Raw genomic sequence first — 24358 nt, 5'->3', positions numbered from 1 at the left:
CACATTGCACGATGAGTGCGTGAGTGCTATAATAGGTACTGTTTTTTATATGGATATGACTTGTTTTCATAGAATTTACACAAAATGAAAATTATTTACAACAGAAAGGGGAGAACAGAATGTCTACTCATAAAAAAGTATCACTTTCAGAAGTAAACCAATCGATTGAGACGCCGAAGAATAATAATTTCTGGCAAAACTTAAAAGCTTTCTTAGGACCAGGAGCGCTTGTAGCAGTAGGGTACATGGACCCAGGTAACTGGATAACCAGCGTGGTCGGAGGGGCTTCGTACAAATATACATTGCTCTTCGTAATCCTTATTTCGTCATTAATCGCAATGCAGTTGCAACAAATGGCAGGAAAACTTGGGATTGTAACGCGTATGGACTTAGCACAAGCAACAGCCCATCACGCACCAAAATGGCTTCGTCACATTTTGTGGGTCATCGTCGAATTAGCACTGATGGCGACAGACTTAGCGGAAGTGCTTGGATCAGCCATCGCCTTGAACCTCTTGTTCGGGATTCCAATCATGGGAGCCATCTTCATCACGGTTCTGGACGTATTCTTGCTTCTTGGAATTATGAAGCTCGGATTTAAGAAAATCGAAGCGATTGTATCAACGTTGATCTTAACGATTCTATTGATTTTCGTGTATTTAGTAGCGTTAGCCGAACCAAGTATCTCAGGAATTCTCACTGGATTCTTACCAACGGCGCAATTGTTTGATAAGACAGCTCCTGGACACGACAGCATTTTAACATTGGCGCTAGGGATTGTCGGGGCAACGGTAATGCCGCATAACTTATACTTACATTCGTCACTCTCACAAACGAGAAAAGTGGACTACACAGACCCAGACAACGTGCGTAAAGCCGTTCGTTTCATGACATGGGACTCAAACATCCAATTGAGCTTAGCGTTCGTCGTGAACTCACTTCTATTAATCTTAGGAGCAGCGTTATTCTTCGGACACGCCTCTGAAATCTCTGCCTTCTCGCAAATGTACAATGCATTGCAAGATTCGAAGATTGCCGGTGCGGTCGCAAGTTCGACATTATCGACACTCTTTGCAGTGGCGCTCTTAGCAAGTGGACAAAACTCAACAATCACAGGAACATTGACAGGACAAATCGTGATGGAAGGTTTCTTACATATGAAACTACCACAATGGGTGATTCGTCTGGTGACTCGTTTATTCGCCTTACTACCGGTGATTGTCGTAGCGATGTTATTCGGTTCGCAAGAAAAAACATTGGACCAACTCTTGGTTTACTCACAAGTATTCTTATCAGTGGCGTTACCATTCTCCATCTTCCCATTGATTTACTTCACGTCGAAGAACTCACTCATGGGCGAATTTACCAACGCTAAATGGAATACCTTCCTTGGATACGCGGTAGCTGTAATCCTAACGATTTTAAACTTCAAGTTAATTTTTGATTTATTCTAAAACGAAACGGGCATCTTCGGGTGCTCGTTTTTTTGTATAGTTTTCCTAAATTTCACAAAGGTTTTATTGTATTTTTCTAGAGAATAGGATAGATTATAAGTGAAGGATGGAACCGCATTCAACGGTTCGTCGATACGAGTAGAATGAGGAGGATGGTTATGAGTTTTCCATTTCGTGAAGATCCAAATACGGCAACAATCCTGTGCAAGCATATTGCAAGAGGAGAACAGCCGATTTTATATGTAAGTCATGACGAGGACGATGGCATGTGGCAGTTTTTATGCAACGAGGAGCATACTATTGAGGGCTTGATGTTAGTGACCTTGAAACAAGCCTATGAGCTCGATGCATCTATCGGGGAAATCAAAGACTTACCTCTTGGGAAAGAGGCTTGGAGGGAACATCCACAAATGCCGTGGAGAACTTAAAGTTGAGGATGAATCGCTTGGTAATCGTAGAAAACGACAGTGAGAGGGAGAAAAGAATGAAGAGTATTTCGAAAACAGTAAAATTAGGACTTTGTGCAGCCGTACTGATTGGCTTAGCAGGTTGCGCTAAGACGCAAAAAGAAACGACAACACAGGCAGCTCCAGAGACGACAACAGTAGCGGCACAATCGCAGGAAGCGCCGCAATGGGTTGCGACCTATACCAATATCAGCAATCCTTCAAGTGTGGAGGAAGTGAAGGCGTTGTTGTCCGCATATTTAGATAAAGAAAGTGTGGAGAAGTTCTTTGAGTTCGTGAATGACTACAATGAGACTGTCGGCGAAACGGGCTTGCAAGGGGATTTTGCGTCGTTTACAAAAACGGAGTATGACGTTGAGAAAATCAGTTCGCTTTGGACTGCAAAACACGGCGATTTTGTCGGAACGAACTGCCGCATCAATACGTATGCGTTGTTGAAGAATAAGATTACGATTCCGAAGATTGCTGCGGATAGTGAGCTCTTATTTATCGATAATGATGCGATTGATAAGGGACATCTCTTTAGTGCGGATGAAAAAGAAGACTTGAATCGTTTGTTCTCGCGTGTGGAAACGGAAGCCACGACAGATGTGAAGACGCATGCGAAGAAGATGGAACAGTTCCTATCGCAATTTACTTTTGACGAGAATGCGCGCATGCTCTCAGTCGTGATTCACGATAATTTGGACGGGGAATCGCTCTTTATTGGCCACGTGGGAGTCTTAGTGCCAACGGGTGATGGGTTCTTATTTGTCGAAAAACTCACCTTCGAGGAGCCATACCAAGCAATTAAATTCAAGACAAAAGAAGATGTCTACAAGTATCTTGAAACGAAATATCAAGACTATACCGGAGAAGGCTTAGCCAAGCCATTTATTATGGACAATGCGAAATATGTGGAGAAATCGTAGGAAACATCGCCTGAGTTGTTCTTGAATCCAGACAGGAATATAATAGTATGTATATCAAAAAAGGGAATAGAAAAGAGGATATAAAATGGATATAAAAGATTTTACAGAAAGAGAACAAGAACAAATTAAAAAAGGATTGAGCACAGCGGTGTTGACGGACAAAGAAGCGGCTAAGAAAATTCTAGCGCTAGTGCCAGAAGAATGGATTAAGGCAATTCCGTTCTTAGTCAGAGGTCATGCGACAACAAAAACTGTTCAACGTATCGCAAAAGAAAATCCTGAACTGTACGCAGTCGCAAAACAAGAAGGCGAACTTCCTGAAAAAGAGCGCGAAGAATTGCGTGAAATCATCACTGGAATTTTCCAACAAAAGATGAACAAACATAATATTAAATAATAACAGTGCCGTGCATGAATTCGTGCATGGCGCTTTGTTTTTTCGCTGGAATACGATACAGTAGGAAGTGAGAGAAAATGAAGTAGGAGAAAGGGAGTAAGAAAATGGAAAGAATTGAACCAGTAGAATTTCAAGCGTTGCATCAAAAAGAGGACATCACGATTCTAGACGTTCGTGAAGTGGATGAATTCCAAGCAGGACATATCGAAGGTGCTGTGAATGTGCCGCTTAGTACGTTAGATAAAGGATACGAGCAACTGGATGCGTCTAAACGCTATTATGTGATTTGCCAAGGCGGGATGCGCTCGGAGCGTGCCTGCCAGTTCTTGGAGACAAAAGGGTTTGATGTGGTAAACGTTGAAGGGGGAATGAATCAGTGGAAAGCTTAAAGCAAAAAACCGAGGTGCAACTAGTTCCTTTTAACAAAAGTTTCCTTGAAACGATTTGGAAGAGTGGTTTTTCTACAGACCATCCAGCGTGGACGAAGTTTAACGCGCCTTATTTTAATGATTACCGCAAGTTTGATGATGCGGAAAGTTTTGGAGCAAGCCCGATTGCGGACTTTTTAATGAGCGAAGATTGCAGATGTATTGTAGTTGACGGTCAGCCTGTTGGGATGGTTTCAAAATCATGGGTGGACGAAGCAACACGATGGCTAGAAATCGGGATTGTGATTTATGACGACCAGTTATGGAGCCGAGGGGTTGCGACTACCGCGCTAACGAAGTGGGTGGATGCCATTTTCCACGAAACTGATGCGCTTGAACATATTGGCATGACGACTTGGAGCGGGAACGGTGCAATGATGGTCGTTGCCGAGAAATTAGGATTCCTAAAAGAAGGCCAAATTCGTAAAGTCCGTTACTATCAAGGGCAGTATTATGATAGTGTGAAGTACGGAGTTTTAAGAGAAGAGTGGGCTACAAGAGCATAAGGATAAAGAAAGAGACTAATCAATGTGTGATTAGTCTCTTTTAGTATGTTAGTCATTATTTTCCTGGAGTGTTTGGATCTAAGCCAAATGATTGTTCAAAGAAAGGTCTTAAAGTATTGATTGTATCTGCTGTACCTTCGAGTGCGACATCATATACTTTCTCGCCTTTTTGGAAGACCCATTCGTACATATATTTTCCGTCAGTAAATACTACTTTCATTAAGAAAGCTTGCTCTCCAGCAAATTTTGCTTTTACTCCCTGAATTTGCTTCACTTCTTTGTTATTCTCCCAGTTATTATACAAACGGTTGGCAAGTAATTCTGCACCGAATTTCTCATCATCTTTTAGTTTAACGGAATCTTTAGTGTACGCGTTCATTGATAAAATATTGTATTTATCTGGTGAAGAAAATTGGAATTGAGAACCAGTGTTTTTATCTTGGTATGTTGCCCAGTCTTTAGGGACGTTAATATAACCAGATTCTTCACGGCCAACACGTTGAGTATCTTCAAATGATACTTTTTTTTCTGTAGAAGAAGCGCTGGCAGTAGTTGTTGGAGCAGTTGTCGTTGGTGCAGCTGTAGTTACTTCAGTTGTTGGCGCAGCTGCTGGTTCCGCTGTTTTCTTTTCTCCGTTTCCGCAAGCCGCTACCATTAAAGCGGATAGAAGCGTCACAGAGGTTAATAAAATTTTGTTTTTCAAATTGTTTTTCTCCTTGATTAGGTTAATACCTGGTTTTTATATTATTGTCCAGGAGTTTTTGCATTTAAGCCCCAAGATTGTTCAAAAACTGGTCTTAACGATTTAACCATGTCTTCTGTACCTTCGATTGAGACTACGTAAACGATATCCCCTTTTTGGAGAATCCATTCGAACATAGTTTTACCATCGGAGAATGTTGCTTTTATTAAGTAAGCTTTTTCTCCCGCAAAATCAGCTTTCACGCCTTGAACACTAGTTTGTTCTTTATCATTTTTCACGCCATTGAGCAAACGATTTGCAATTAATTCTGCGCCAAACGTTTCACCATCATTAAGTTTAACTTTATCTTTAGAATAAGACTCTAGATACATAATATTATATTGATCTGGTGACGAATAATAGAAGTTATCAGGGTTGTTTGAGGCTTTGAATACTACCCAGTCTTTAGGGACGTTGACATAGCCAATATTATCTTTCCCAACACGTTTTGTGTCTTCAAGTGATACTTTTTTTGTCTCTGAAGAAGTCCCAGGAGTTGTTGTTTTAGCAGTAGTCGTTTGAGTAGTAGTTGTTGGTGCAGCTGTAGTTTCTTTAGCGACTTCAGTTGTTGGTGCAGCAGCAGGTTCCGCTGTTTTCTTTTCTCCGTTTCCGCACGCAGCTACCATTAAAGCAGATAAAAGCGTTACAGAGCTTAATAAAATTTTGTTTTTCATGATGATTGTTCTCCTTAACAGGTTTATTATACTTGTATTATATCACACGCGGATGAAAAATCAACTAGGAAAATTTTTGGCTAAAAAAGAGGGATAATAGAGCATAACAACAGAGACTAACCATAGCGATTAGTCTCTGTTATTTAATTATTGATTATTTCCCAGGAGTTTTTGGATCTAAGCCCCATGTTTGTTCAATTAAGTCAAACATTTTTTGAAGAGTGCTTTTGTCTCCGTCAAAGGCTACTGTATATACTTTATCACCTTTTTGGAAGATCCAGGTAAAGAAATATTTTCCATCTTTTGTGAGAGATTGGATGACAAAAGCATCAATTCCAATCACTTTGGATTTCGCACCTTGAATTTTAGCGATTTCAGAATTGTTTTCGTATGTAGTATATAAACGGTTCGCAACCAATTCTGCACCCCAGGTGTCATTTTTTCCAAGTTTTACTTGGTCTTTAGAGTAGCCAGTTAATGTCACAACATTGTATCCATCTGCTGTGTATTGATACTGTTGTGGGTTGTTTCCTTCGATTTCTTTGAACTCTACCCAGTCTTTAGGAACATTGACATAACCAGTATCTTCACGTCCGATACGTTTAGTATCTGCAAGTGATACTTCTTTTGTTTCAGAAGAAGCGCCCGCAGTAGTTGTCGGTGCTGTTGTAGTTGGTGTAGCAGTAGTTGCTTCTGTTGTTGGAGCTGCAGTTGTTTCCGTTGCTTTCTTTTCTCCGTTTCCGCATGCCGCTATCATTAACGCAGATAGAAGCGTCACAGAACCTAATAAAATTTTGTTTTTCATCATGATTGTTCTCCTTAACAGTTGTTATAGGTCTATTTTACCATTAATGTGATGGAATTTAAATAATAGCAAAAAGAGTATAAAATAAGAGACTAATCATAGGGATTAGTCTCAGTAATTAACGATTGATTATTTTCCAGGATTTTTTGGATCTAATCCCCATGTTTGTTCAATTAAGTCAAACATTTTTAAAAGTGTTTCTTTATTTCCTTCAAAGCTTGTTGAATACACTTTGTCGTCTTTTTGGAAGACCCAGGTGAAGAAATATTTACCATCTTTTGTAAGAATTTGAACTAGAAAAGCATCCATTCCGACCACTTTTCTTTTGGCACCTTGGATTTTTTCGATGCTAGGATTTTTTTGGTATGTACCATATAATCGGTTTGCAATCATTTCTGCGCCCCACGTTTCACCTTCGACAGGTTGGTATTTGTCCTTAGTGAAGACGTTTAATGTCACAATATTATATCCATCTAATGCAGCATATTGATACTGATCGCCACCATTGGCAGCTTTGAATTCTACCCAGTCTTTAGGAACGTTGACATACCCAGTATCTTCACGTCCGATACGTTGAGTATCTTCAAGTGAAACTTCAGCCGTCTCAGAAGAAGCGCTAGCAGTAGTTGTCGGTGCTGTTGTAGTTGGTGCAGCTGTAGTTGCTTCCGTAGTTGGTGCTGCAGTTGTTTCCGTAGCTTTCTTTTCTCCGTTTCCGCAAGCCGCTACCATTAAAGCAGACAGAAGCGTCACAGAACCTAATAAAATTTTGTTTTTCATCATGATTGTTCTCCTTAAAAGTTGTTGTCACAAGGTTAGTTTACCATTTTTTACTGTTAGTTTAAATAGAAATTCATTCTTATCAAAAAGGGAGAGTATAAAAAAAAGAGACTGATTGTGCGAATCAGTCTCTTTTAGTATGTTAGTGATTATTGTCCAGGAGTTTTTGCATCTAAGCTCCATGTATTTTGTAAAATAGGTCTTAATGAGTTAATTGTTTCTTCTGTACCTTCGATTGCAACTCGATAAACGAGATCTCCTTTTAGGAAGAACCAATCATATAGAGTTTTTCCGTCTGTAAATGTTACTTTTAATAAGTAAGCTTCTTCTCCAGCGAATTTTGTCTTGACGGCGTCTAAACTAGTCTGTTGTTTGTCATCTTTCCATTTAACAAACATGCGATTCGCAACTGCTTTTGCTCCCCATGGTTCCCCATCGTTAAGTTTAAATTGCTCTTTACTAAAACTTCTGAGTAATAAAACAGTGTATTTATCTGGCGAAGAATATCGGAATAGATCAGGATATTTTTCGCTGCTGTATACTATCCAATCTTTAGGGACATTGATATAGCCAACATCTTCACGTCCAATACGTTGAGTATCTCCAAGTGAGACGTCTTTTGCATCAGAAGAAGCGCTAGCAGTTGTTGTAGGAGCAGTCGTCGTTGGTGTAGCTGTCGTTACTTCTGTTGTTGGAGCTGCCGTTGTTTCCGTTGCTTTCTTTTCTCCGTTTCCGCATGCGGCTACCATTAAAGCAGATAGAAGCGTTATAGAACCTAATAAAATTTTGTTTTTCATACTGATTGTTCTCCTTGATTGAGTTCAGAGTTTTGTTTATTGGCCTGGAGTTTTTGAATCTAAGCCCCAAGATTGTTCAAGAATAGATCTTAATGTTGCGACTGTATTCTCTGTTCCTTCCAGTAAAACGTCGTATACTTTTTCTCCTCTTTGGAAAACCCATTGGAACAAGTATTTGCCGTCTTTCAATTGAATTTTAATAAGGAAAGCATCCTCGCCAGCAAATTTTGTCTTTTCCTTTTGCGTTTTATCAACTTTAGGATTGTATTGCCAGCCTTCATACAAGCGGTTAGCTAGTAACTCAGCCCCAAAAGTTTCCCCAGCATTGACGGTTAATTGGTCTTTGCCATATCCATTAATCGTAATCATATTATATGGATCTTTTGAAGCGTATTGGAATTGAGGGCCACCGTTTGGGTCTTTGTATGCTACCCAATCTTTAGGGACGTTGAAATAACCAACATCTTCACGCCCGACCCGTTGAGTGTTATCAAGTGAGACTTCTTTTGTTTCAGCAGTTCCAGCCGTTGTTGTAGGAGTGGTTGTAGTGTTTACGGTTGTAGTTACTTCTGTTGTTGGAGCTGGAGTTGTTTCGGGCGCTTTCTTTTTGTCGTTCCCGCAAGCCGCTACTATTAGTGCAGACAGCATAGTAACAGAAGTTAATAAAATTTTGTTTTTCATAAAACCCTCCTAAATCTAACTCTGTTAATATTTTATCATGTTCCAAATAATATTAAAAGAAGCGGTAGAAAGGAATTAATTGTAAGTTTTAATATTGTCTTTTTGTATTGGAGGAGAGATAATAGTAGTGAATTAAGGCTGAAAGCATGGTAGTTTCAGCAAAATCTGAGGTGAGGAAAATGTTATTATTAAAAATAATCATATTTGCACTAGGAATCACATTTTCAAGTTTTGGTTATCTCATCGTATTCAAAAAGAAGTTTGGGCTTATCAATAATTTTGAAGCTCGTAAGAAAGTAGGGAGCCAAACAGACGCAGATGCGATTCGTGTTGGCAAGATTACGTTAACCTTAGGTGTTGGATTGCTTGTACTATTTGTGTTATTAATGATATTTACGTAGAGAAATACTGTAGAAAGAGAGTTTGGCAGTGAAGGAATTAGCATTAAGACTAGAAGATACGCAGTGGGAGAAGGCGGAGATTACGCATGATCGGCATGTTGCTCGTGCAATCGTTGTGGATGAAAAGGGATTCTTCTACTTTGTTCGTGTAGTTAGAGACGATATTTTCGGTAACGGAGCCTTTATTGAAACAGCTGGCGGCGGCGTGGAGGCAGGAGAGACTCCTGAAGAGGCGATTCATCGGGAGTTGAAGGAAGAACTTGGCGCTAACGTGGAGGTGCTGTGCAAGATTGGCACGGTGAGCGATTACTACAATCAGATTCACCGTCATAATGTGAACCACTATTTCCTCTGTCTCGTGACAAGTTTTGGGAAAACAGAGATGACTCCAAAAGAACTAGAGGAATTCGAGTTGTCTACCTTAAAACTCACTTACGAAGAAGCTTTCGAAGAGTACAAACGATGCACGGCGAAACCGTGGGGCGTACTCTTGGCGAACCGAGAATTACCTGTCTTGGAGTGGGTAAATGAGTGGTTTTCAAGCAAGGAATAAGAGTGTTTATCACAATAAATCTGTACGATAAAAATATAACGAAGCTTCATAGACCTGGCAGAAATGCCAGGTCTTTCTATTTTTGTAAAACCCTCATCGAGAAAAAATAACGTAATTAAATTATGAGAGGAGGATAAATGAAATTGTGGCTAAATTATGGTACAATTAAGTCACAAAATAAAAGGAGGAATGAATATGAAAATTATTCCGATGAGAGATTTAAAAAACACAGTAGAAGTAGAAAGACAATGCAAAGAAGAACAAGGACCTATTTTTGTGACTAAAAATGGGTATGGGAGATTAGTCGTGATGGATATCGAATATTATGAAAGCACGATTCAAAAAATGGAAGAAGCTCGCCTACTGATTGAAGCACTTGAAGATGTCGAAGAAGGTCGCATGCTAGACGGGAAAGAGGCGCTTCTAAAATTGAGGGAGAAGTATGGAATATGAGTTTGAACTGACCGCAAAAGCAAATAACGATATAGAAGGAATACTCTATTATCTTTCCAAGGAATTAATGACTCCGAAATCTGCGACTCATTTTATGGATGCGCTGATGAAAGGGTTCAATCGCATTTGTACATTTCCTGAGAGCGGAGAAGTATTAGATAACATATTTGTTCCGACAGATATGATTCGGAGAGTTCTGGTTGGTAGGTATGTTATTTATTACCTGATTATGAAAAGACAAAAGAGAATTTTGATATTGAGGGTATCTCATGAATTGAGAGATGTGAGAAATATCCTTCAACATACAAAGTTCAATATCGAAGAACCTAGTGTTACGCTATTAATTTAGTAAAATATAGGACTGACTTAGAAGATCTGACAAAAATGTCAGGTCTTTTTCTATTCGTAAAATATCCTATACGGTTTTTTCACCCGAAAGGACGAAAATTAAATAAAAACTCTATTGTATTCAGGATGTAGGAGGACTATACTAAATCTAGTTAGTGTGTTTTTTAACAAAGTGTATTAGGGGGAATTAGGGTGAAGATTCAATCGAATTGGAAATTGGGTTTGTTAGTAGTCGCTTGCGTTTCTTTGGCTGCATGTGGGGGACATAAGAAAGAGTCGAAAGCGACAACAGAGACAGTAGCGAAGGTTACAACGGTTGAAACGACGACAGTGGCACCTGCGAAGTTGCCAGATTCGTTACTTCCGTTTAAGAAGGAAAAGCAATTGGTTTTGGGAGACCTTGATAAATTAGAGCGTTCGACATCGGCTCATATTCAACTGAATATCAAAGATAAACCGAAAGCGAAAAGAGAACCGAAAATCAGTGTAGATCCAGTTGGTTGGCATAACTATAAGATGCCGATTGATGACTCCGGAAGTGGTAAAGAAGCGTGGTTGATGAATCGCGGGCATTTAGTAGGTTATCAATTCAGTGGACTCGATAACGAGTTACGGAATTTAACACCAATGACAGCCCTGTTAAATACAGGTAGTTTGTCCGATAAGGATTCGGCAAACCAAACCGCGATGCTTTTCTACGAGAATAATCTTGCGGATTGGATTAATGCTCATCCAAATGATTGGTTGGATTATAAAGTAACGCCAATTTACGAAGGGGATGAACTCATTCCTCGAAAAATTGAGTTGCAGTATGCTGGAATTAAAAGCGATGGAACTCTGATGAAGATTTCATTTGGAACAAAACAAGAGAACATCGATAAAGATGGCGTGACTCACGTAACGCTTGATAACACTTCGCCAAATGCGAAAATTGACTATGCGACAGGAAATGCGGAACCGCTATTTGCGAAGAAAGTAGAAACAACCGTTGCCCAGACTGAGGCTGTAACTGAAGCTGTAACCGAAACAACAGTAAATCAAGAAGAGTATCGAACTGTATATGTAGCTAAAAAAGGAAAATCGGATGTGTATTGGTACAATAAAGGGAACATGCCACACAATACAAATTGGGGTAATGTTGTAGAAATGACAGAAGCGCAGGCGAAAAGGTTAGGAAAACGGCATACCTCTAAAGAATGAAAAAAGAGCACCACACAATTTGTGTGGTGCTCCTTTCGTTTAATCTTCTTTTACTAAATACCCTAATTTGTCGAGGGCGTCTTCAATATAGTCGAGATCTTGTTGGTTCTCAGCTTCTACCAGATGATAATGCACACCGTCTGTTAAAGAGGACAGTGGGCGAAAGTCCGCTTGATGGATTTGCTCCAAGAAGTGCTGAACGTCACGGCGACATGTCAGTTTCACGAGCGTTTGGATTTCACCATAAACGGGGTGGTCAATTTGAATGTTTTGGATGCGACCTCCATTATCGACAATGGCTAGAAGTTCACTCTCGATAGCCTCGGTATCGTGTTTGACCTTGAAGAGGCGATGAACGTACGGCGAACTCTCTTGCTCCTTGTAGACATATCCGCGGTTCGTCGATAGAATCGTGGCCCCATCAGCGCGAAGAAGCGCGATATCTTGCACGATAATTTGTCGAGTTACGTGGAAATGTTCCGCCAGGCTTTGACCATTGAGTGGCTTTGGCGCATTTTTCAGCAGTTTTAGTAATTCAGCTTTTCGTTCTTTTGGCATAGTTTCCCTCTTTTAACGTCTTTTTTGTAAAACTTTATACACCGCTAGTGCTAATTCATAGTCTACCATACTGTGAATCACTGTACCAAATCCGACTAGGACAAAGAGGACGTAAAACATGCTTTGAAGATCCGTTCCTGAAACGGAGTAGAAGAGCACGCAGGCTAATACTTCTCCGACTGCGTGAATGAGCGCCAATACGAAGTTGAAAATCCATGACGCTTTGCGGTTTTCTAGCGTCTTTGGATATTTCTGTAGGAAAAAGGCTCCAAGTGTCGCAAAGAGAATATGCGATAGCGCGCGGAAAACGATGACGAGTGGGTACGCCCCGGAAATAAAGAATCCATACGATGACCCCAGAACGACGAAGATGGCCATCCACGGATTGATAAACATCGCAATAAAGATTGCAACGTGGCTTCCGAGTGTATACGAAGCAGGTGGAATCACCAATTTTAGTGGCATCGCGATAGGAATGAAGATGGCAATCGCGGTTAATAGTGCGGTTAGTGTCATAAAACGAACATTTTTCATCAGAATAAAACTCTCCCTTTGTTTACTGTATATACAGTAGTATAGTTCTGTGTATACAATAAATCAATAGCAAAAACTCCATTTTAAAAAAAATAAATGAAAAGAAAACCTCGATACGAGATTATTTTTCGCTTATAATCCGCTCGTTTTTCGCTTGATTCTATAAAGAAGTGGCATTACAATAGGACAAAAGAGAGGTGAGACGGATGCAAGTGAATTTTCAAATTACAGAAAAGATGTTGGGGCTGGTGCATAATATTGCGGAACTCTTGACCAAATATTCAATCGAGAAACATCCGCTTTTATTGCGTAAGGAAAATCGAATCCGCTCGATTCAATCCTCACTAGCGATTGAAAATAATAGTCTGACGTTAGAACAAGTAACGGATGTGATCGAAGGCCGAAGAGTTCTGGGGCCGCCTAAGGATATTCATGAAGTACAAAATGCGTATGAGGCGTACGATCGTGTTTTTTCGATGAACCCCTATCGTGTAGAAGATTTCTTAAAAGCGCATGAACTGTTGACGAAAGAGCTTGTAAAGCATCCAGGTCAGTTTCGATTAAGTGATGTCGGCGTTTATGATGGCAGTGGGCGAGTGGTTCATGTGGGCGCACGTCCGCAGTTTGTTCCAGGTCTTGTGGAAGAGTTATTCTCGTGGGCTAAGAACAGTGATTTGCTCGATTTGGTGAAATCGTGTCTTGTCCATTTTGAGTTGGAAATCATTCATCCGTTTGAAGACGGGAATGGTCGAATGGGCCGATTGTGGCAAAGTTTGATTTTGAGTAGGTGGAATCCGTTATTCGAATGGCTCCCGATTGAGTCTGTGATTCATGCGCATCAGCAAGGGTACTATGATGCACTCGCCACTAGCAACAAGGAAAATGATGCAACGGTCTTTGTTGAGTTTATGCTCGAAGTGATTTTGGAAACTCTTGAAGAAGTGAAAGTACAAGACCGTATCGAAGAAGAAAATTCGGAGTACATCGTCTTGCCATCATTAAAACCAAAAGAGCGAGAAGTCTTTGAACAAGTAAAAGCCTATCTTGAACAGTATGGGAATATCGGTAATCAGCAAGCACAAGAACTCACAGGGCTCAGTGCCGCAACCGTTCGACGCTACTTATCGTTGTTTGTCAAAGTTGGCTTACTGACTTCTAGCGGAAGTACGAAAGGAAAGTTATATTCATTAGGTTCTATTTAGATTCAAACGTTTCCTCATAACTTCATTTCATCATAAAACACCCCAAAAGTTAGATTTTCTGTCTAACTTTTGGGGTGCGCTTCATAAAAGAGGTTCCTTTTCGCATCTATTGTCTTTTAAAGTGAATAAGTAGCATATTAGAATTAATTTTTTAAAGCGTACATTTGATTTTTAATATACAACTCCATCTCATTAAATGCCTCATCTGTAACTTTTCCATTTTTTTGTTTGGCTAAATATAAATAAAATTGGACAGGTTCTGGCTCGTCCAGGTCAATCAGTTGAATACCGTCCAGTTTTAAAAAATCGACGAGAAGGCCGATAGTGTTTTTCTGTTGGATAAAGTTTTCGAAGCCTTGAATATCGCTAACTTCGGCCAATATATTTGGGATGATTCCGTATGAATTCATAAATTTCCAAAACACTTCATTATGAATGAAATGTTCATTAAAGAGGATAAATTTTTCATGCTCTAATTGCGAGAGATGAACATGAGACTCTTTTGATAGTGGGTGTTTTTTCGGAACGGCTAATTTAAACGGGAAAGTTGCGATTTTTTTCAAATCAAGGTTGCTGCTAAAGACTTCTTTACTCGTTCCAAATAAAGCGATATCTAATTTGTTCGAAATAATTTTCTTTGTGATTTCTTTCGAACCATCTTCTAATAAGCCGATTTCAGTTCCGAAAATCTCTTCTAGCGATGAAATATGTTTTGTTAAATCGAAGAAACGCGAAAGGGCGGCGGTAAGACCGATTTTAATACGTCCATCATGAGCGTTCTTTACTGCCGTTATTCCCATGTCCAGTTGTTGAAGAGCATTGAGCGAATATTTTTTAAAAAGTTCGCCTTCTTTAGTAAGAGACACATCTGTATGAGATTGGTTCCGTAGGAAAAGCTGCACACCGAGATCTTCTTCTAATGATTTAATGGCGTAGCTGACAGTAGGTTGACTGACTTTGAAAGTTGAAGCTACTTTTGAAAAAGATTTTAAACGGCATAGAGCATTAAAGTATTTGAGTTGTTGAAGTTTCATAAGTAAGACTCCTCATATTTAAAAAAATTATAACACATCCTCTATTTGACTATGCTAAAAGGGAATCGTTAAAATGTCAATAGGGAGCACAGGATGGGGAGAAAGAGTTTATTGGTGATAAGCTTTTCTATCTCCGCTTTTTTTATGCTCTTAAACAAAGCATCAATGGCATTTAAGCGCCATTTTGCAGATGACTATTTTATAGGAGGAATCACCATGCGTGGACACCAAATTTTAAATGATCCTTTTAAAAATAAAGGGACAGCATTTACACAAGAAGAACGTCAAGAATTAGGATTGGTAGGATTATTACCACCTTACGTTCAAACGTTAGAAGAACAAGCAGCGCAAACATATGCGCATATGCACCAAAAAGGTAGTGACCTTGAAAAACGCCTTTTCTTAATGGAAATTTTCAATACAAATCGTACGTTATTTTATTATTTATTCTCACAACATTTAGAAGAATTCAACCCAATCGTGTATGATCCAACGATTGCTGACACTATCGAAAACTACAGCGAACTTTTTGTGGATCCTCAATATGCGGCTTACTTAGATATCAATCACCCAGAAAATATCGAAGCAACCTTGAAAAATGCTGCAGGGGACCGTGAGATTCGTTTAATCGTCGTAACCGATGCGGAAGGAATTCTGGGAATTGGTGACTGGGGTACAAACGGTGTAGATATTTCTGTAGGGAAATTAATGGTGTACACAGGCGCGGCTGGCATCGATCCAGCAAGTGTTTTGCCTTTAGTGATTGATGCTGGTACAAACCGTCAAAGTCTATTAGATGATCCTAACTATTTAGGAAACCGTCATGAACGTGTTCGTGGGGACCGTTACTATGCATTTATCGACCAATTTGTTGAAACGGCAGAGCGTCTTTTCCCTAAATTATACTTACACTGGGAAGACTTCGGACGTGGCAACGCGGCCAATATTTTAAACAAATACAAAACTCAAATTCCAACCTTCAATGATGATATTCAAGGAACAGGAATTGTAACGCTTGGTGGGGTGTTTGCCTCAATGGATATTGCTGATGAAAAATTAACAGATCAAGTGTACTTATGCTACGGTGGGGGAACTGCAGGGGCAGGAATTGCTTCTCGTGTCCTTCGTGAAATGGTTGTCGACGGTCTAAGTGAAGAAGAAGCCTATAAACGTTTCTTCATGGTAGATAAACAAGGATTGTTATTCGATGATATGGACGATTTAACACCTGAACAACGACCATTTGCGAAAAAACGTAGCGATTTTGCTAACGCAGATAAATTAACAGATTTATTAGAAGTAGTGAAAACTGTTAAACCAACTATCTTAGTGGGAACTTCAACTCAACCGAATACATTTACAAAAGAAGTTGTAGAAGCGATGTGTGAAAATGCAGAACGTCCTGTCATCTTCCCATTGTCTAACCCAACAAAATTAGCAGAAGCATCAGCAAAAGACATCATTGAATGGTCTAACGGAAAAGCATTTGTTGCAACAGGAATTCCTTCAGATGATGTTGAGTTCAACGGAGTAAACTACGTGATTGGTCAAGCGAACAATGCGTTGATTTATCCTGGTCTTGGATTAGGAATGTTGGCTTCTGAGGCGAGTCTATTAACCGATGAAATGATTGGGGCAGCAGCTCATGCTGTAAATGGCATCGTTGATATTACAAAACCGGGGGCACCTGTATTACCACCGTTCAAATACGTCAATGAAGTATCGTTGAAAGTGGCAACGGCTGTAGCTAAAAAAGCACAGGAACAAGGCTTAGCTCGCGCTGCTGAACAAGATATGGAAAAAGCAGTTCGTGAATTTAGATGGACACCAAAATATTAGGAGGCGATGTAGATGTTATTTTTAACATCTCTTGAGTCCATTGTTCCAATTATTGCACTAATTGTGCTTGGATACTTCTTACAAGTAAAAGGCTTGTTCCATAATGATTTTGGCAATGATTTATCTAAACTCATTATGAATGTAGCAATGCCCGTATCGATTTTTGTTTCCGTGTTAAAATATTTAACACTAGAAAAATTGATTAGCTTGTCTGGAGGACTCATCTATACGTTTATAGCTTTTGCACTTGGATATATCGTTGCCTTCTTAAGTGTCAAAGCCTTCAAAGTGGCTCCAGGGCGAAGAGGGACTGTCATTAATACATTCGTGAATGCAAACACGATTTTTATTGGGTTACCTCTAAATATCGCACTTTTTGGGGATGATGCCTTGGCATATTTCTTGATTTACTATATTACGAATACAATTTCCACTTGGACATTAGGTGTCTTTTTAATGACAAGTGATAGTAAAGATGGAAAGAAAAAACAAGAATCGCATTTTGATTGGAAGAGATTACTTCCAGCTCCATTACTTGGATTTATTGTCTCTGTAGTATTTTTAGTAATCAATATTCCACTCCCAAGTTTTGTGTCTAGTACATTGGGATATATAGGAGGGTTAACAACCCCGCTTTCACTCGTATATATTGGAATAGTGTTAGCTAAAGCAGGAATCAAAACGATTCGATTTGATAAGGATAGTATTGTAGCGCTAATAGGTCGATTTATTGTTGCGCCTGTATTAATGTTTCTAGTTTTGAAATTAATGGCGCCAGGTATGGTAACTGCAGAATATCAAACCTTTATAATTCAGTCTGCTACACCGGCCTTAGCGGTATTGCCAATCTTAGCAAACCAAGGGGATGGAGATGTCGAATTCGCAACGAATATCGTGACTTTAAGTACAGTGCTATTCGTTATTGTCATCCCAATTCTTCAAACCATTATTGGATAACTGGGTTTCCCGGCTAACATGCTGGGACCCTTTTTTTATGGGCAAAGGATTCTTTGTATTCAGAGTTTTCTTGAAAAAAACAACATTCTACTATACTATTAGAGGGTAGAAATTCAAAGAGCAAGGAGCTTATTATGAAACAAAAATTCGGAATTATTTTAGCAGCCGGTAAAGGGACTCGTATGAAATCTGCCCTTTACAAAGTGATGCATCCAGTTTGCGGGAAACCAATGGTAGAGCATGTTGTCGACCAAGTTGAAAAAACAGGAGCTACTGAAATCGTAGCTATCGTTGGACATGGTGCTGAAATGGTACAAAACCATCTTGGAGATCGTGTTTCTTATGCCGTACAAGAAGAACAATTAGGAACAGGGCACGCAGTGTTACAAGCAGAATCTCTTCTAAAAGGAAAAGAAGGAACGACAATTGTGATTTGTGGAGACACTCCATTATTAACAAGCGAAACTCTTTCAGCTTTAATGGAAGAGCATGAACGTACAGGCGCGAAAGCAACGATCCTTACAGCAATTGCCCAAGATCCAACTGGATACGGCCGTGTGATTCGCGATGCTGACGGTTCTGTTCTAAAAAACGTGGAACAAAAAGACGCGTCTCCTGAAGAACAACAAGTAAAAGAAATCAACACAGGTACTTACTGCTTCGATAACGTAGCTCTTTTTAGCGCTTTACACGAAGTTGGTAACGACAATGCTCAAGGCGAGTACTACTTACCAGACGTATTAGAAATCTTGAAGAAACGTGGAGAAGTGGTTTCTGCTTATCCAATGAAAGATTTCGACGAAGGTATGGGTGTAAACGACCGCGTAGCTCTTTCTAAAGCTGAAAAATACATGCGCCTTCGTATCAACGAAGAACATATGCGCAACGGGGTTACTTTAATCGACCCAGAAGCGACTTATATCGAATCAACTGTTCAAATCGGGGCAGACACTGTGATTGAACCTGGCGTTGTCTTAAAAGGTAAAACAGTCATCGGTTCAAACTGCTTCATCGGAGCGCATAGCGTGGTTCGTGACAGCGTGTTAGAAGACGGCGTTCGTCTTGTAGCAGCGAACATCGAAGAATCTCATATGAAACTCGACAGCAATGCAGGTCCATTTGCACACTTACGTCCAAATTCTGTATTAGGCGAACGCGTTCATGTGGGGAACTTTGTAGAAGTGAAGAACTCAACACTTGGGGCAGATACAAAAGTAGGTCACTTAACATACATTGGCGACGCGGACCTTGGCGAAGATATTAACGTTGGTTGCGGAACTGTGTTTGTAAACTACGATGGTAAAAATAAACACCGTGCGACAATCGGTAGCCATGTATTTATCGGATGTAATGCCAATATCGTTGCTCCAGTTACAGTGGGCGATGATGTATTTATCGCTGCAGGTTCAACCATTACCGAAGATGTACCAGCTGGAGCGCTTGCGATTGCGCGTAGCCGTCAAGTAAATAAAGAAAATTACGCTTCAAAATTACCATCTGCTCAAAAAGACTAAAATTTTTCCAAAAATTTTTAGCAAAAATATTCAAAATTTAAACAAAACACGGTATGATAGTACTATAAAATAAACTTCGGGGGTTATCATTGTGGAACATTATTCCGATCCTAATTTAAAAATATTCGCTTTAAGCTCAAATCGTCCTTTGGCTGCAAAAATTGCAGAGGAAATTGGTTTAGAACTTGGTCAAGTATCTGTCACTCAGTTCAGCGATGGTGAGATTAAAATCAATATCGATGAAAGTGTACGTGGTTGCCATGTGTATATCGTTCAATCAACTTCTTATCCAGTAAATGATAACTTAATGGAGTTATTAATCATGGTGGACGCATTACGCCGTGCGAGTGCAAAAACAATTAACATTGTTATTCCTTACTATGGATACGCTCGTCAAGACCGTAAAGCACAATCTCGTGAACCAATCACAGCAAAATTAGTTGCAAACATGATTACTCAAGCCGGTGCAGACCGTGTGTTAACACTCGATTTACACGCTGCCCAAATTCAAGGGTTCTTCGACATTCCAGTGGACCACTTATTAGGAGCTCCACTTCTTGCGAACCACTTCTTAGAAAACAACTTCAAAGATAAAGATATCGTTGTTGTATCTCCTGACCACGGTGGGGTAACTCGTGCTCGTAAAATGGCTGAGTTCTTACATGCACCAATCGCGATTGTTGATAAACGTCGTCCAAAAGCGAACGTGGCAGAAGTCATGAATATCATCGGTGAAGTAAAAGGAAAAGTTGCCGTATTAATCGATGACATGATTGATACAGCTGGAACAATCACTCTTGCTGCACAAGCGATTAAAGATGCAGGTGCGCTAGAAGTATACGCTTGCTGTACGCACGCTGTATTATCTGGTCCAGCATTAGACCGTATTAACGACTCAGTGATTAAAGAAGTAGTTGTAACAGACTCAATCGAAGTTCCTGAAGAAAAAACAGGTGGCAAGATTGTTCAAATCAGCGTTGACCAATTAATGGCTGAAGCGATTCGTCGTATTCACGAAAACCGTTCAGTGAGTCCGTTGTTTATCGAGAAATTTACTATTTTAGATTAATAAAGAATTGTTAAAATAAATGAGCCGAGGCTATTGCCTTGGCTCATTTTTGTTTATACTGAATCTAACATAGGAGGTTCGTATGGAACAAAAAGTGTCAAATAAAGCAGGGTGGTTTACTCTTATCTCATTTATTTGTGGGGCGATTACACTCGTGACGTTTGAAGAGATGGATTCATCTGTACATTCTATTGAAAATATGGACGAAATCGGTGGAGCTATTTTATTGCTATTTTCAGCGATGACCATCGGCGGAATCTTCTGGATGGGGATGAATTATTGGAGAAAAACGCATCAGGAACTTGTGAAGTTGCAACATACATCGGCCACTCCTGAAACGATTGAAGACTATTACCAAGCAACCGCAAAGGCTGTTCGCAAGGTTGGCTTTTCTGCCATCATATTGGCGCTCATGATTGGAGTGTTTTCGCAGTTCAATAGTATTATTGAAGTGATTGGTTTGGTGGTGTTCCTATTTGGAATTTGCATTTGCTTATTATCGCTTGCGCCAAGATCGCTTGCCAAACAAATTCAGAAACAAAATATTCGATAATTGTTGGAGGTCTTTCATGAAACTAGATAAAGCAAAAAGTATCGCAGAAGTCTTGATGTGGCTTGGATTAGTGCCACAATGGATTTTCATGACCAGTCGTGGCGTCCCAGGAGGACTGTTGATTGCCATCTTCATCATGCCGATTCTCATGATTATGACGTTTGTGAGTTTCATGATGTATGTTTTCATTGCACTCGAAGAAAAATCGGTTAAAGATACTTGGTGGCAGCTACTTCTTACAGGTGCTTGGCTCATCTTTTTGTTATTGCTCTTCACTGGAGTCATTAGATATTGATAAAAAAGGTTTAGGACGATGATGTTAATGGAAACACGACGTTTTGAAAAACAACCAGGGTTAGTAAAAATGCATAAAGTCGCTACGGTCTTGATGTGGATTTCGTGGGCTCTTTTCTTTGTGGCGATGTTAGGAGCGGGTAACTATTTCTTAGTAGGGGAACAACTACTCCTTGTGATGCTGTCTATTATAGCAGTGGCGGCAGTGGGGTTCCTTCTCAGTTTCTCATTGTTTAGTTGGATTTCATTTCAACTAAAAACAGTGAAAGACACGGGATGGCAGTTGTTCTTAACAGGTGGATTCCTCATTATGTTCTGGTTGCTTTCAATGAGACTCTTTTATTAAGGGGAATCAAATGCAAGAAGGCGCGGGTTATGGTACAATAATCCGGCAAGAAATAAGTGAACTTAGCGCACGAGTCGCACTCACTATTGGTGATGCAGCTCGTGCTTTTCGATTGATTGAGAGAAAGCCGTTCACTTGATAGACGATTCAAAGATTGAAAAAGGAGATTAAGATGAGTTTCAAAATTGGAGATATTCAAATTGATAATAGCGTAGTTGTGGCCCCAATGGCTGGGATTTCAAACTCTGCTTTCCGTGTCACTGTAAAAGAATTCGGTGCCGGTTTAGTCGTTTGCGAAATGATCAGCGACAAAGGGATTCAATTTCGTAATGAGAAAACATTAAGTATGCTTCATATCGAGCCAAACGAGTATCCACTAAGCGTTCAAATCATGGGCGGAAATAAAGATACTTTAGTCGAAGCGGCCAAATACGTGGCTGAAAACACAGAGGCTGCCATTATCGATATCAACATGGGATGCCCTGTAAACAAAGTGATTAAGGCAGAAGCCGGAGCGAAATGGTTACTCGACCCAAATAAAGTATACGAAATGGTTGCGGCAGTAGTTGACGCAGTGGATAAACCTGTAACAGTGAAGATGCGTACAGGATGGGACCACGAGCATTTATATGCGGTTGAAAATGCCCTTGCTGCAGAACGTGCCGGAGCGAGCGCTGTTGCGATGCATGGTCGTACTCGTGTTCAAATGTATGATGGAAAAGCCGACTGGGAAATCCTTGGTGAAGTGAAGAAGAACTTAACGCGTATTCCTTTAATCGGGAATGGGGACGTTCGCTCTCCAGAAAATGCCAAACGTATGATTGATATTGCAGGCGTGGATGGCGTTATGATTGGACGAGCGGCCTTAGCGAACCCATGGATGATTCGTCAAACGGTTCATTATTTAGAAACAGGAGAATTGCTTCCTGAAAATACCGTTCCAGAGAAAATTGAAATTGCAAAATTACACTTACAACGACTTGCCAACCTTAAAGGTGAAGCAGTCGCAACGAAAGAATTCCGTAAACTGGCAGGCTATTATTTAAAAGGAGTACCACGTGCTTCTAAAACAAAAGTAGCCATTAACGAAGCTGAGAATTTACAAACCGTAGAAGCGTTATTAGACCAATTCGTGGTAGAACATTTAGAACGTGAAGAACGTCAAAAACAACGCTTGGCAGAAATTTAAGCAAAAAGTCTTGAAATACTTTCAATAAGCCCTCTTCTTTTGGTACAATAAGGAGAGTTATGAAGAACAAGCAGCGTTCAAAGGAGGAACAAACGTGTCTTTCGAAGTAGAAACACAAGAAACATTAAATGACCAATTACAAGTTCGTCGTGAAAAAATGAGTCAATTACGCGAAAAAGGAATCGATCCTTTCGGTACTGGATTCAAACAAAAAAATACAACTGAAGAAATCCACAAACAATTTGAAGGAGCTACAAAGGAATCTCTTGCTGAACAGGAGCCTGTAACAGTTCAAATTGCTGGACGTATGATGACAAAACGTGGAAAAGGGAAAGCTGGTTTTGCCCACATTCAAGACGGCAAAGGCCAAATCCAAATTTACGTACGTAAAGATGCTGTTGGAGATGATGCGTACGAAGTATTCACTAAAGCAGACTTAGGGGATATCGTTGGTGTTGTTGGGACTGTCATGGTCACAAACACTGGTGAGTTATCTGTTAAAGCAGAACAATTCGTTCATTTAACAAAAGCGCTTCGTCCACTTCCTGATAAATATCACGGATTAACAAACGTAGAACAACAATACCGTCAACGTTACTTAGACTTAATCAGTAACCGCGAAAGCTTTGACCGTTTCGTTACACGTAGTAAAATCATCCGTGAAATCCGTCGTTACTTAGACGAACGTGATTACTTAGAAGTTGAAACTCCAGTACTACACACATTAGCGGGTGGGGCAAATGCTCGTCCATTTATCACACACCACAATGCGTTAGACATGGAATTATACATGCGTATCGCTACTGAATTACATTTAAAACGTTTAGTAGTAGGTGGGATGGAACGCGTATACGAAATCGGACGTGTGTTCCGTAACGAAGGTATTGATACAACTCACAACCCTGAATTTACTTCAATCGAAATCTATACAGCTTACACAGACTACAAAGATGTCATGGATTTAACAGAAGGAATCATCTCAGACGTTGCCAAGAGAGTATTAGGAACAACATTAGTTCCTTACGGCGAACATGAAGTGGAATTAAAAGCTCCATGGAAGAGAATTCATATGGTAGATGCGATTAAAGAAGTAACAGGCGTTGACTTCTGGCCACATATGACAGACGAAGAAGCACGCGCAATTGCGAAAGAAAAAGGCGTGAAAGTCGAAGATTCAATGACATTCGGACATGTCGTGAACGAATTCTTCGAAACTTTCGTTGAAGAAACATTAATCCAACCAACATTCATCTACGGACATCCAGTGGAAGTATCTCCATTAGCCCGTAAAAACGATGAAGACCCACGTTTCACAGATCGTTTCGAATGCTTCATCTGTACAAAAGAATACGGAAATGGCTTCACTGAGTTGACTGACCCAATCGATCAACGTGAACGTTTCATGAAACAAGTAGAAGAAAAATCTGCTGGGAACGACGAAGCGCATCCGCATGATGAAGACTTCATCCAAGCGTTGGAATATGGTTTATCTCCAACAGGTGGGGTAGGTATCGGAATTGACCGTTTAGTTATGTTACTAACAAACAGCCAATCAATCCGTAACGTCCTATTATTCCCAACGATGAAAAACTTAGACTAATATTGAATTTAGTGCCCCGTTTAAGGTTCGCCTTAGACGGGGTGCTTTTTATTTAACCGCAATTATCATATTTGA

At 40.0% G+C, this 24358-nt stretch carries 30 protein-coding genes; 21 read left to right on the top strand and 9 right to left on the bottom strand.

The genetic code is table 11. The features are described from left to right. Positions 1–119: 119 nt before the first annotated feature. From O3798_RS02310 to O3798_RS02285, 6 genes are all read left to right on the top strand, one after another. Positions 120–1454: an Nramp family divalent metal transporter gene (locus tag O3798_RS02310; protein ID WP_371462968.1), complete on the top strand. Its 1335-nt coding sequence runs from the start codon at positions 120–122 to the stop codon at positions 1452–1454. A 158-nt stretch (positions 1455–1612) separates the two neighbouring features. Beyond that, positions 1613–1882, top strand: coding sequence for a hypothetical protein (locus O3798_RS02305; protein WP_371462966.1), 270 nt, complete (start codon positions 1613–1615; stop codon positions 1880–1882). Between the two features lie 56 nt (positions 1883–1938). Beyond that, positions 1939–2832: a DUF4300 family protein gene (locus tag O3798_RS02300; protein WP_371462964.1), complete on the top strand. Its 894-nt coding sequence runs from the start codon at positions 1939–1941 to the stop codon at positions 2830–2832. Between the two features lie 85 nt (positions 2833–2917). Next, positions 2918–3229 (top strand): hypothetical protein, encoded by a 312-nt coding sequence (locus O3798_RS02295; protein ID WP_371462962.1) that lies wholly within the window; start codon positions 2918–2920, stop codon positions 3227–3229. A gap of 104 nt (positions 3230–3333) precedes the next feature. After that, positions 3334–3618, top strand: a complete 285-nt coding sequence (locus O3798_RS02290) for a rhodanese-like domain-containing protein (RefSeq protein ID WP_371462959.1) — start codon at positions 3334–3336, stop codon at positions 3616–3618. Next, positions 3606–4163, top strand: a complete 558-nt coding sequence (locus O3798_RS02285) for a GNAT family N-acetyltransferase (protein WP_371462957.1) — start codon at positions 3606–3608, stop codon at positions 4161–4163. Before O3798_RS02290 ends, O3798_RS02285 begins: the two co-directional genes overlap by 13 nt. Before the next feature lie 55 nt (positions 4164–4218). Here O3798_RS02285 and O3798_RS02280 read toward each other — a convergent pair whose 3' ends face one another. From O3798_RS02280 to O3798_RS02255, 6 genes are all read right to left on the bottom strand, one after another. Next, the gene (locus tag O3798_RS02280; RefSeq protein WP_371462955.1) at positions 4219–4866 is read right to left on the bottom strand and encodes a hypothetical protein; all 648 of its coding nucleotides are present in this window, start codon (positions 4864–4866) and stop codon (positions 4219–4221) included. A gap of 41 nt (positions 4867–4907) precedes the next feature. Next, the gene (locus O3798_RS02275) at positions 4908–5579 is read right to left on the bottom strand and encodes a hypothetical protein (protein ID WP_371462953.1); all 672 of its coding nucleotides are present in this window, start codon (positions 5577–5579) and stop codon (positions 4908–4910) included. A gap of 154 nt (positions 5580–5733) precedes the next feature. Next, positions 5734–6387 (bottom strand): hypothetical protein, encoded by a 654-nt coding sequence (locus O3798_RS02270; protein WP_371462951.1) that lies wholly within the window; start codon positions 6385–6387, stop codon positions 5734–5736. A gap of 126 nt (positions 6388–6513) precedes the next feature. After that, entirely contained in the window at positions 6514–7164 is a 651-nt protein-coding gene (locus tag O3798_RS02265) for a hypothetical protein (RefSeq protein WP_371462949.1), read from the bottom strand. A gap of 146 nt (positions 7165–7310) precedes the next feature. After that, entirely contained in the window at positions 7311–7958 is a 648-nt protein-coding gene (locus O3798_RS02260; RefSeq protein WP_371462947.1) for a hypothetical protein, read from the bottom strand. Positions 7959–7994: 36 nt separating this feature from the next. Then, a complete protein-coding gene (locus O3798_RS02255; protein WP_371462945.1) occupies positions 7995–8639 on the bottom strand; it encodes a hypothetical protein in 645 nt (214 codons plus the stop codon). A gap of 179 nt (positions 8640–8818) precedes the next feature. On the opposite strand from O3798_RS02255, the gene O3798_RS02250 reads away from it, so the two are divergent. From O3798_RS02250 to O3798_RS02230, 5 genes are all read left to right on the top strand, one after another. Continuing rightward, entirely contained in the window at positions 8819–9040 is a 222-nt protein-coding gene (locus O3798_RS02250; RefSeq protein ID WP_371462943.1) for a DUF3784 domain-containing protein, read from the top strand. A gap of 28 nt (positions 9041–9068) precedes the next feature. After that, positions 9069–9593 carry an NUDIX domain-containing protein gene (locus O3798_RS02245; RefSeq protein ID WP_371463102.1) on the top strand — a complete coding sequence of 175 codons (525 nt, stop codon included), beginning with the start codon at positions 9069–9071 and terminating at the stop codon, positions 9591–9593. A gap of 195 nt (positions 9594–9788) precedes the next feature. After that, complete coding sequence (locus tag O3798_RS02240; RefSeq protein ID WP_371462940.1) at positions 9789–10046, top strand: type II toxin-antitoxin system Phd/YefM family antitoxin; 258 nt, start codon at positions 9789–9791, stop codon at positions 10044–10046. After that, positions 10036–10395, top strand: a complete 360-nt coding sequence (locus O3798_RS02235) for a type II toxin-antitoxin system RelE/ParE family toxin (RefSeq protein WP_371462938.1) — start codon at positions 10036–10038, stop codon at positions 10393–10395. Before O3798_RS02240 ends, O3798_RS02235 begins: the two co-directional genes overlap by 11 nt. A 191-nt stretch (positions 10396–10586) precedes the next feature. Next, positions 10587–11594: a DNA/RNA non-specific endonuclease gene (locus O3798_RS02230; protein ID WP_371462936.1), complete on the top strand. Its 1008-nt coding sequence runs from the start codon at positions 10587–10589 to the stop codon at positions 11592–11594. 39 nt (positions 11595–11633) lie between these two features. On the opposite strand, the gene O3798_RS02225 is transcribed toward O3798_RS02230, so the two are convergent. Beyond that, a complete protein-coding gene (locus O3798_RS02225; RefSeq protein WP_371462934.1) occupies positions 11634–12152 on the bottom strand; it encodes a transcription repressor NadR in 519 nt (172 codons plus the stop codon). Positions 12153–12164: 12 nt separating this feature from the next. Beyond that, the gene (locus tag O3798_RS02220; protein WP_175814529.1) at positions 12165–12686 is read right to left on the bottom strand and encodes a hypothetical protein; all 522 of its coding nucleotides are present in this window, start codon (positions 12684–12686) and stop codon (positions 12165–12167) included. 206 nt (positions 12687–12892) lie between these two features. On the opposite strand from O3798_RS02220, the gene O3798_RS02215 reads away from it, so the two are divergent. Then, a complete protein-coding gene (locus O3798_RS02215; RefSeq protein ID WP_371462933.1) occupies positions 12893–13888 on the top strand; it encodes a Fic family protein in 996 nt (331 codons plus the stop codon). A gap of 143 nt (positions 13889–14031) precedes the next feature. On the opposite strand, the gene O3798_RS02210 is transcribed toward O3798_RS02215, so the two are convergent. After that, entirely contained in the window at positions 14032–14922 is an 891-nt protein-coding gene (locus O3798_RS02210) for a LysR family transcriptional regulator (protein ID WP_371462931.1), read from the bottom strand. 216 nt (positions 14923–15138) lie between these two features. Here O3798_RS02210 and O3798_RS02205 point away from each other — a divergent pair, with 216 nt between their 5' ends. The 9 genes from O3798_RS02205 to lysS all read left to right on the top strand — a co-directional run bounded on the left by O3798_RS02205 (position 15139) and on the right by lysS (position 24283). Continuing rightward, positions 15139–16761 carry a malolactic enzyme gene (locus O3798_RS02205; RefSeq protein WP_371462929.1) on the top strand — a complete coding sequence of 541 codons (1623 nt, stop codon included), beginning with the start codon at positions 15139–15141 and terminating at the stop codon, positions 16759–16761. Positions 16762–16773: 12 nt separating this feature from the next. Next, positions 16774–17718: an AEC family transporter gene (locus O3798_RS02200; RefSeq protein WP_371462927.1), complete on the top strand. Its 945-nt coding sequence runs from the start codon at positions 16774–16776 to the stop codon at positions 17716–17718. A gap of 134 nt (positions 17719–17852) precedes the next feature. Then, entirely contained in the window at positions 17853–19232 is a 1380-nt protein-coding gene (gene glmU, locus O3798_RS02195) for a bifunctional UDP-N-acetylglucosamine diphosphorylase/glucosamine-1-phosphate N-acetyltransferase GlmU (protein ID WP_371462924.1), read from the top strand. Between the two features lie 88 nt (positions 19233–19320). Further along, complete coding sequence (locus O3798_RS02190) at positions 19321–20301, top strand: ribose-phosphate diphosphokinase (protein WP_371463100.1); 981 nt, start codon at positions 19321–19323, stop codon at positions 20299–20301. A gap of 82 nt (positions 20302–20383) precedes the next feature. Beyond that, positions 20384–20854, top strand: coding sequence for a hypothetical protein (locus O3798_RS02185; protein WP_371462922.1), 471 nt, complete (start codon positions 20384–20386; stop codon positions 20852–20854). Between the two features lie 16 nt (positions 20855–20870). Beyond that, on the top strand, positions 20871–21149 hold the full coding sequence (locus O3798_RS02180; protein ID WP_371462920.1) for a hypothetical protein: 279 nt from the start codon (positions 20871–20873) through the stop codon (positions 21147–21149). Between the two features lie 27 nt (positions 21150–21176). Next, complete coding sequence (locus tag O3798_RS02175; RefSeq protein ID WP_371462918.1) at positions 21177–21494, top strand: hypothetical protein; 318 nt, start codon at positions 21177–21179, stop codon at positions 21492–21494. A 172-nt stretch (positions 21495–21666) separates the two neighbouring features. Beyond that, positions 21667–22683 (top strand): tRNA dihydrouridine synthase DusB, encoded by a 1017-nt coding sequence (dusB, locus tag O3798_RS02170; protein WP_371462916.1) that lies wholly within the window; start codon positions 21667–21669, stop codon positions 22681–22683. Positions 22684–22777: 94 nt separating this feature from the next. After that, positions 22778–24283 carry a lysine--tRNA ligase gene (lysS, locus tag O3798_RS02165; RefSeq protein WP_371462914.1) on the top strand — a complete coding sequence of 502 codons (1506 nt, stop codon included), beginning with the start codon at positions 22778–22780 and terminating at the stop codon, positions 24281–24283. Positions 24284–24358 lie beyond the last annotated feature (75 nt).

The sequence above is a fragment of the Granulicatella sp. 20925_1_45 genome (genome assembly GCF_041433555.1).
GTDB lineage: Bacteria > Bacillota > Bacilli > Lactobacillales > Aerococcaceae > Granulicatella.
This window is presented reverse-complemented; position numbering and strand designations above follow the sequence as displayed.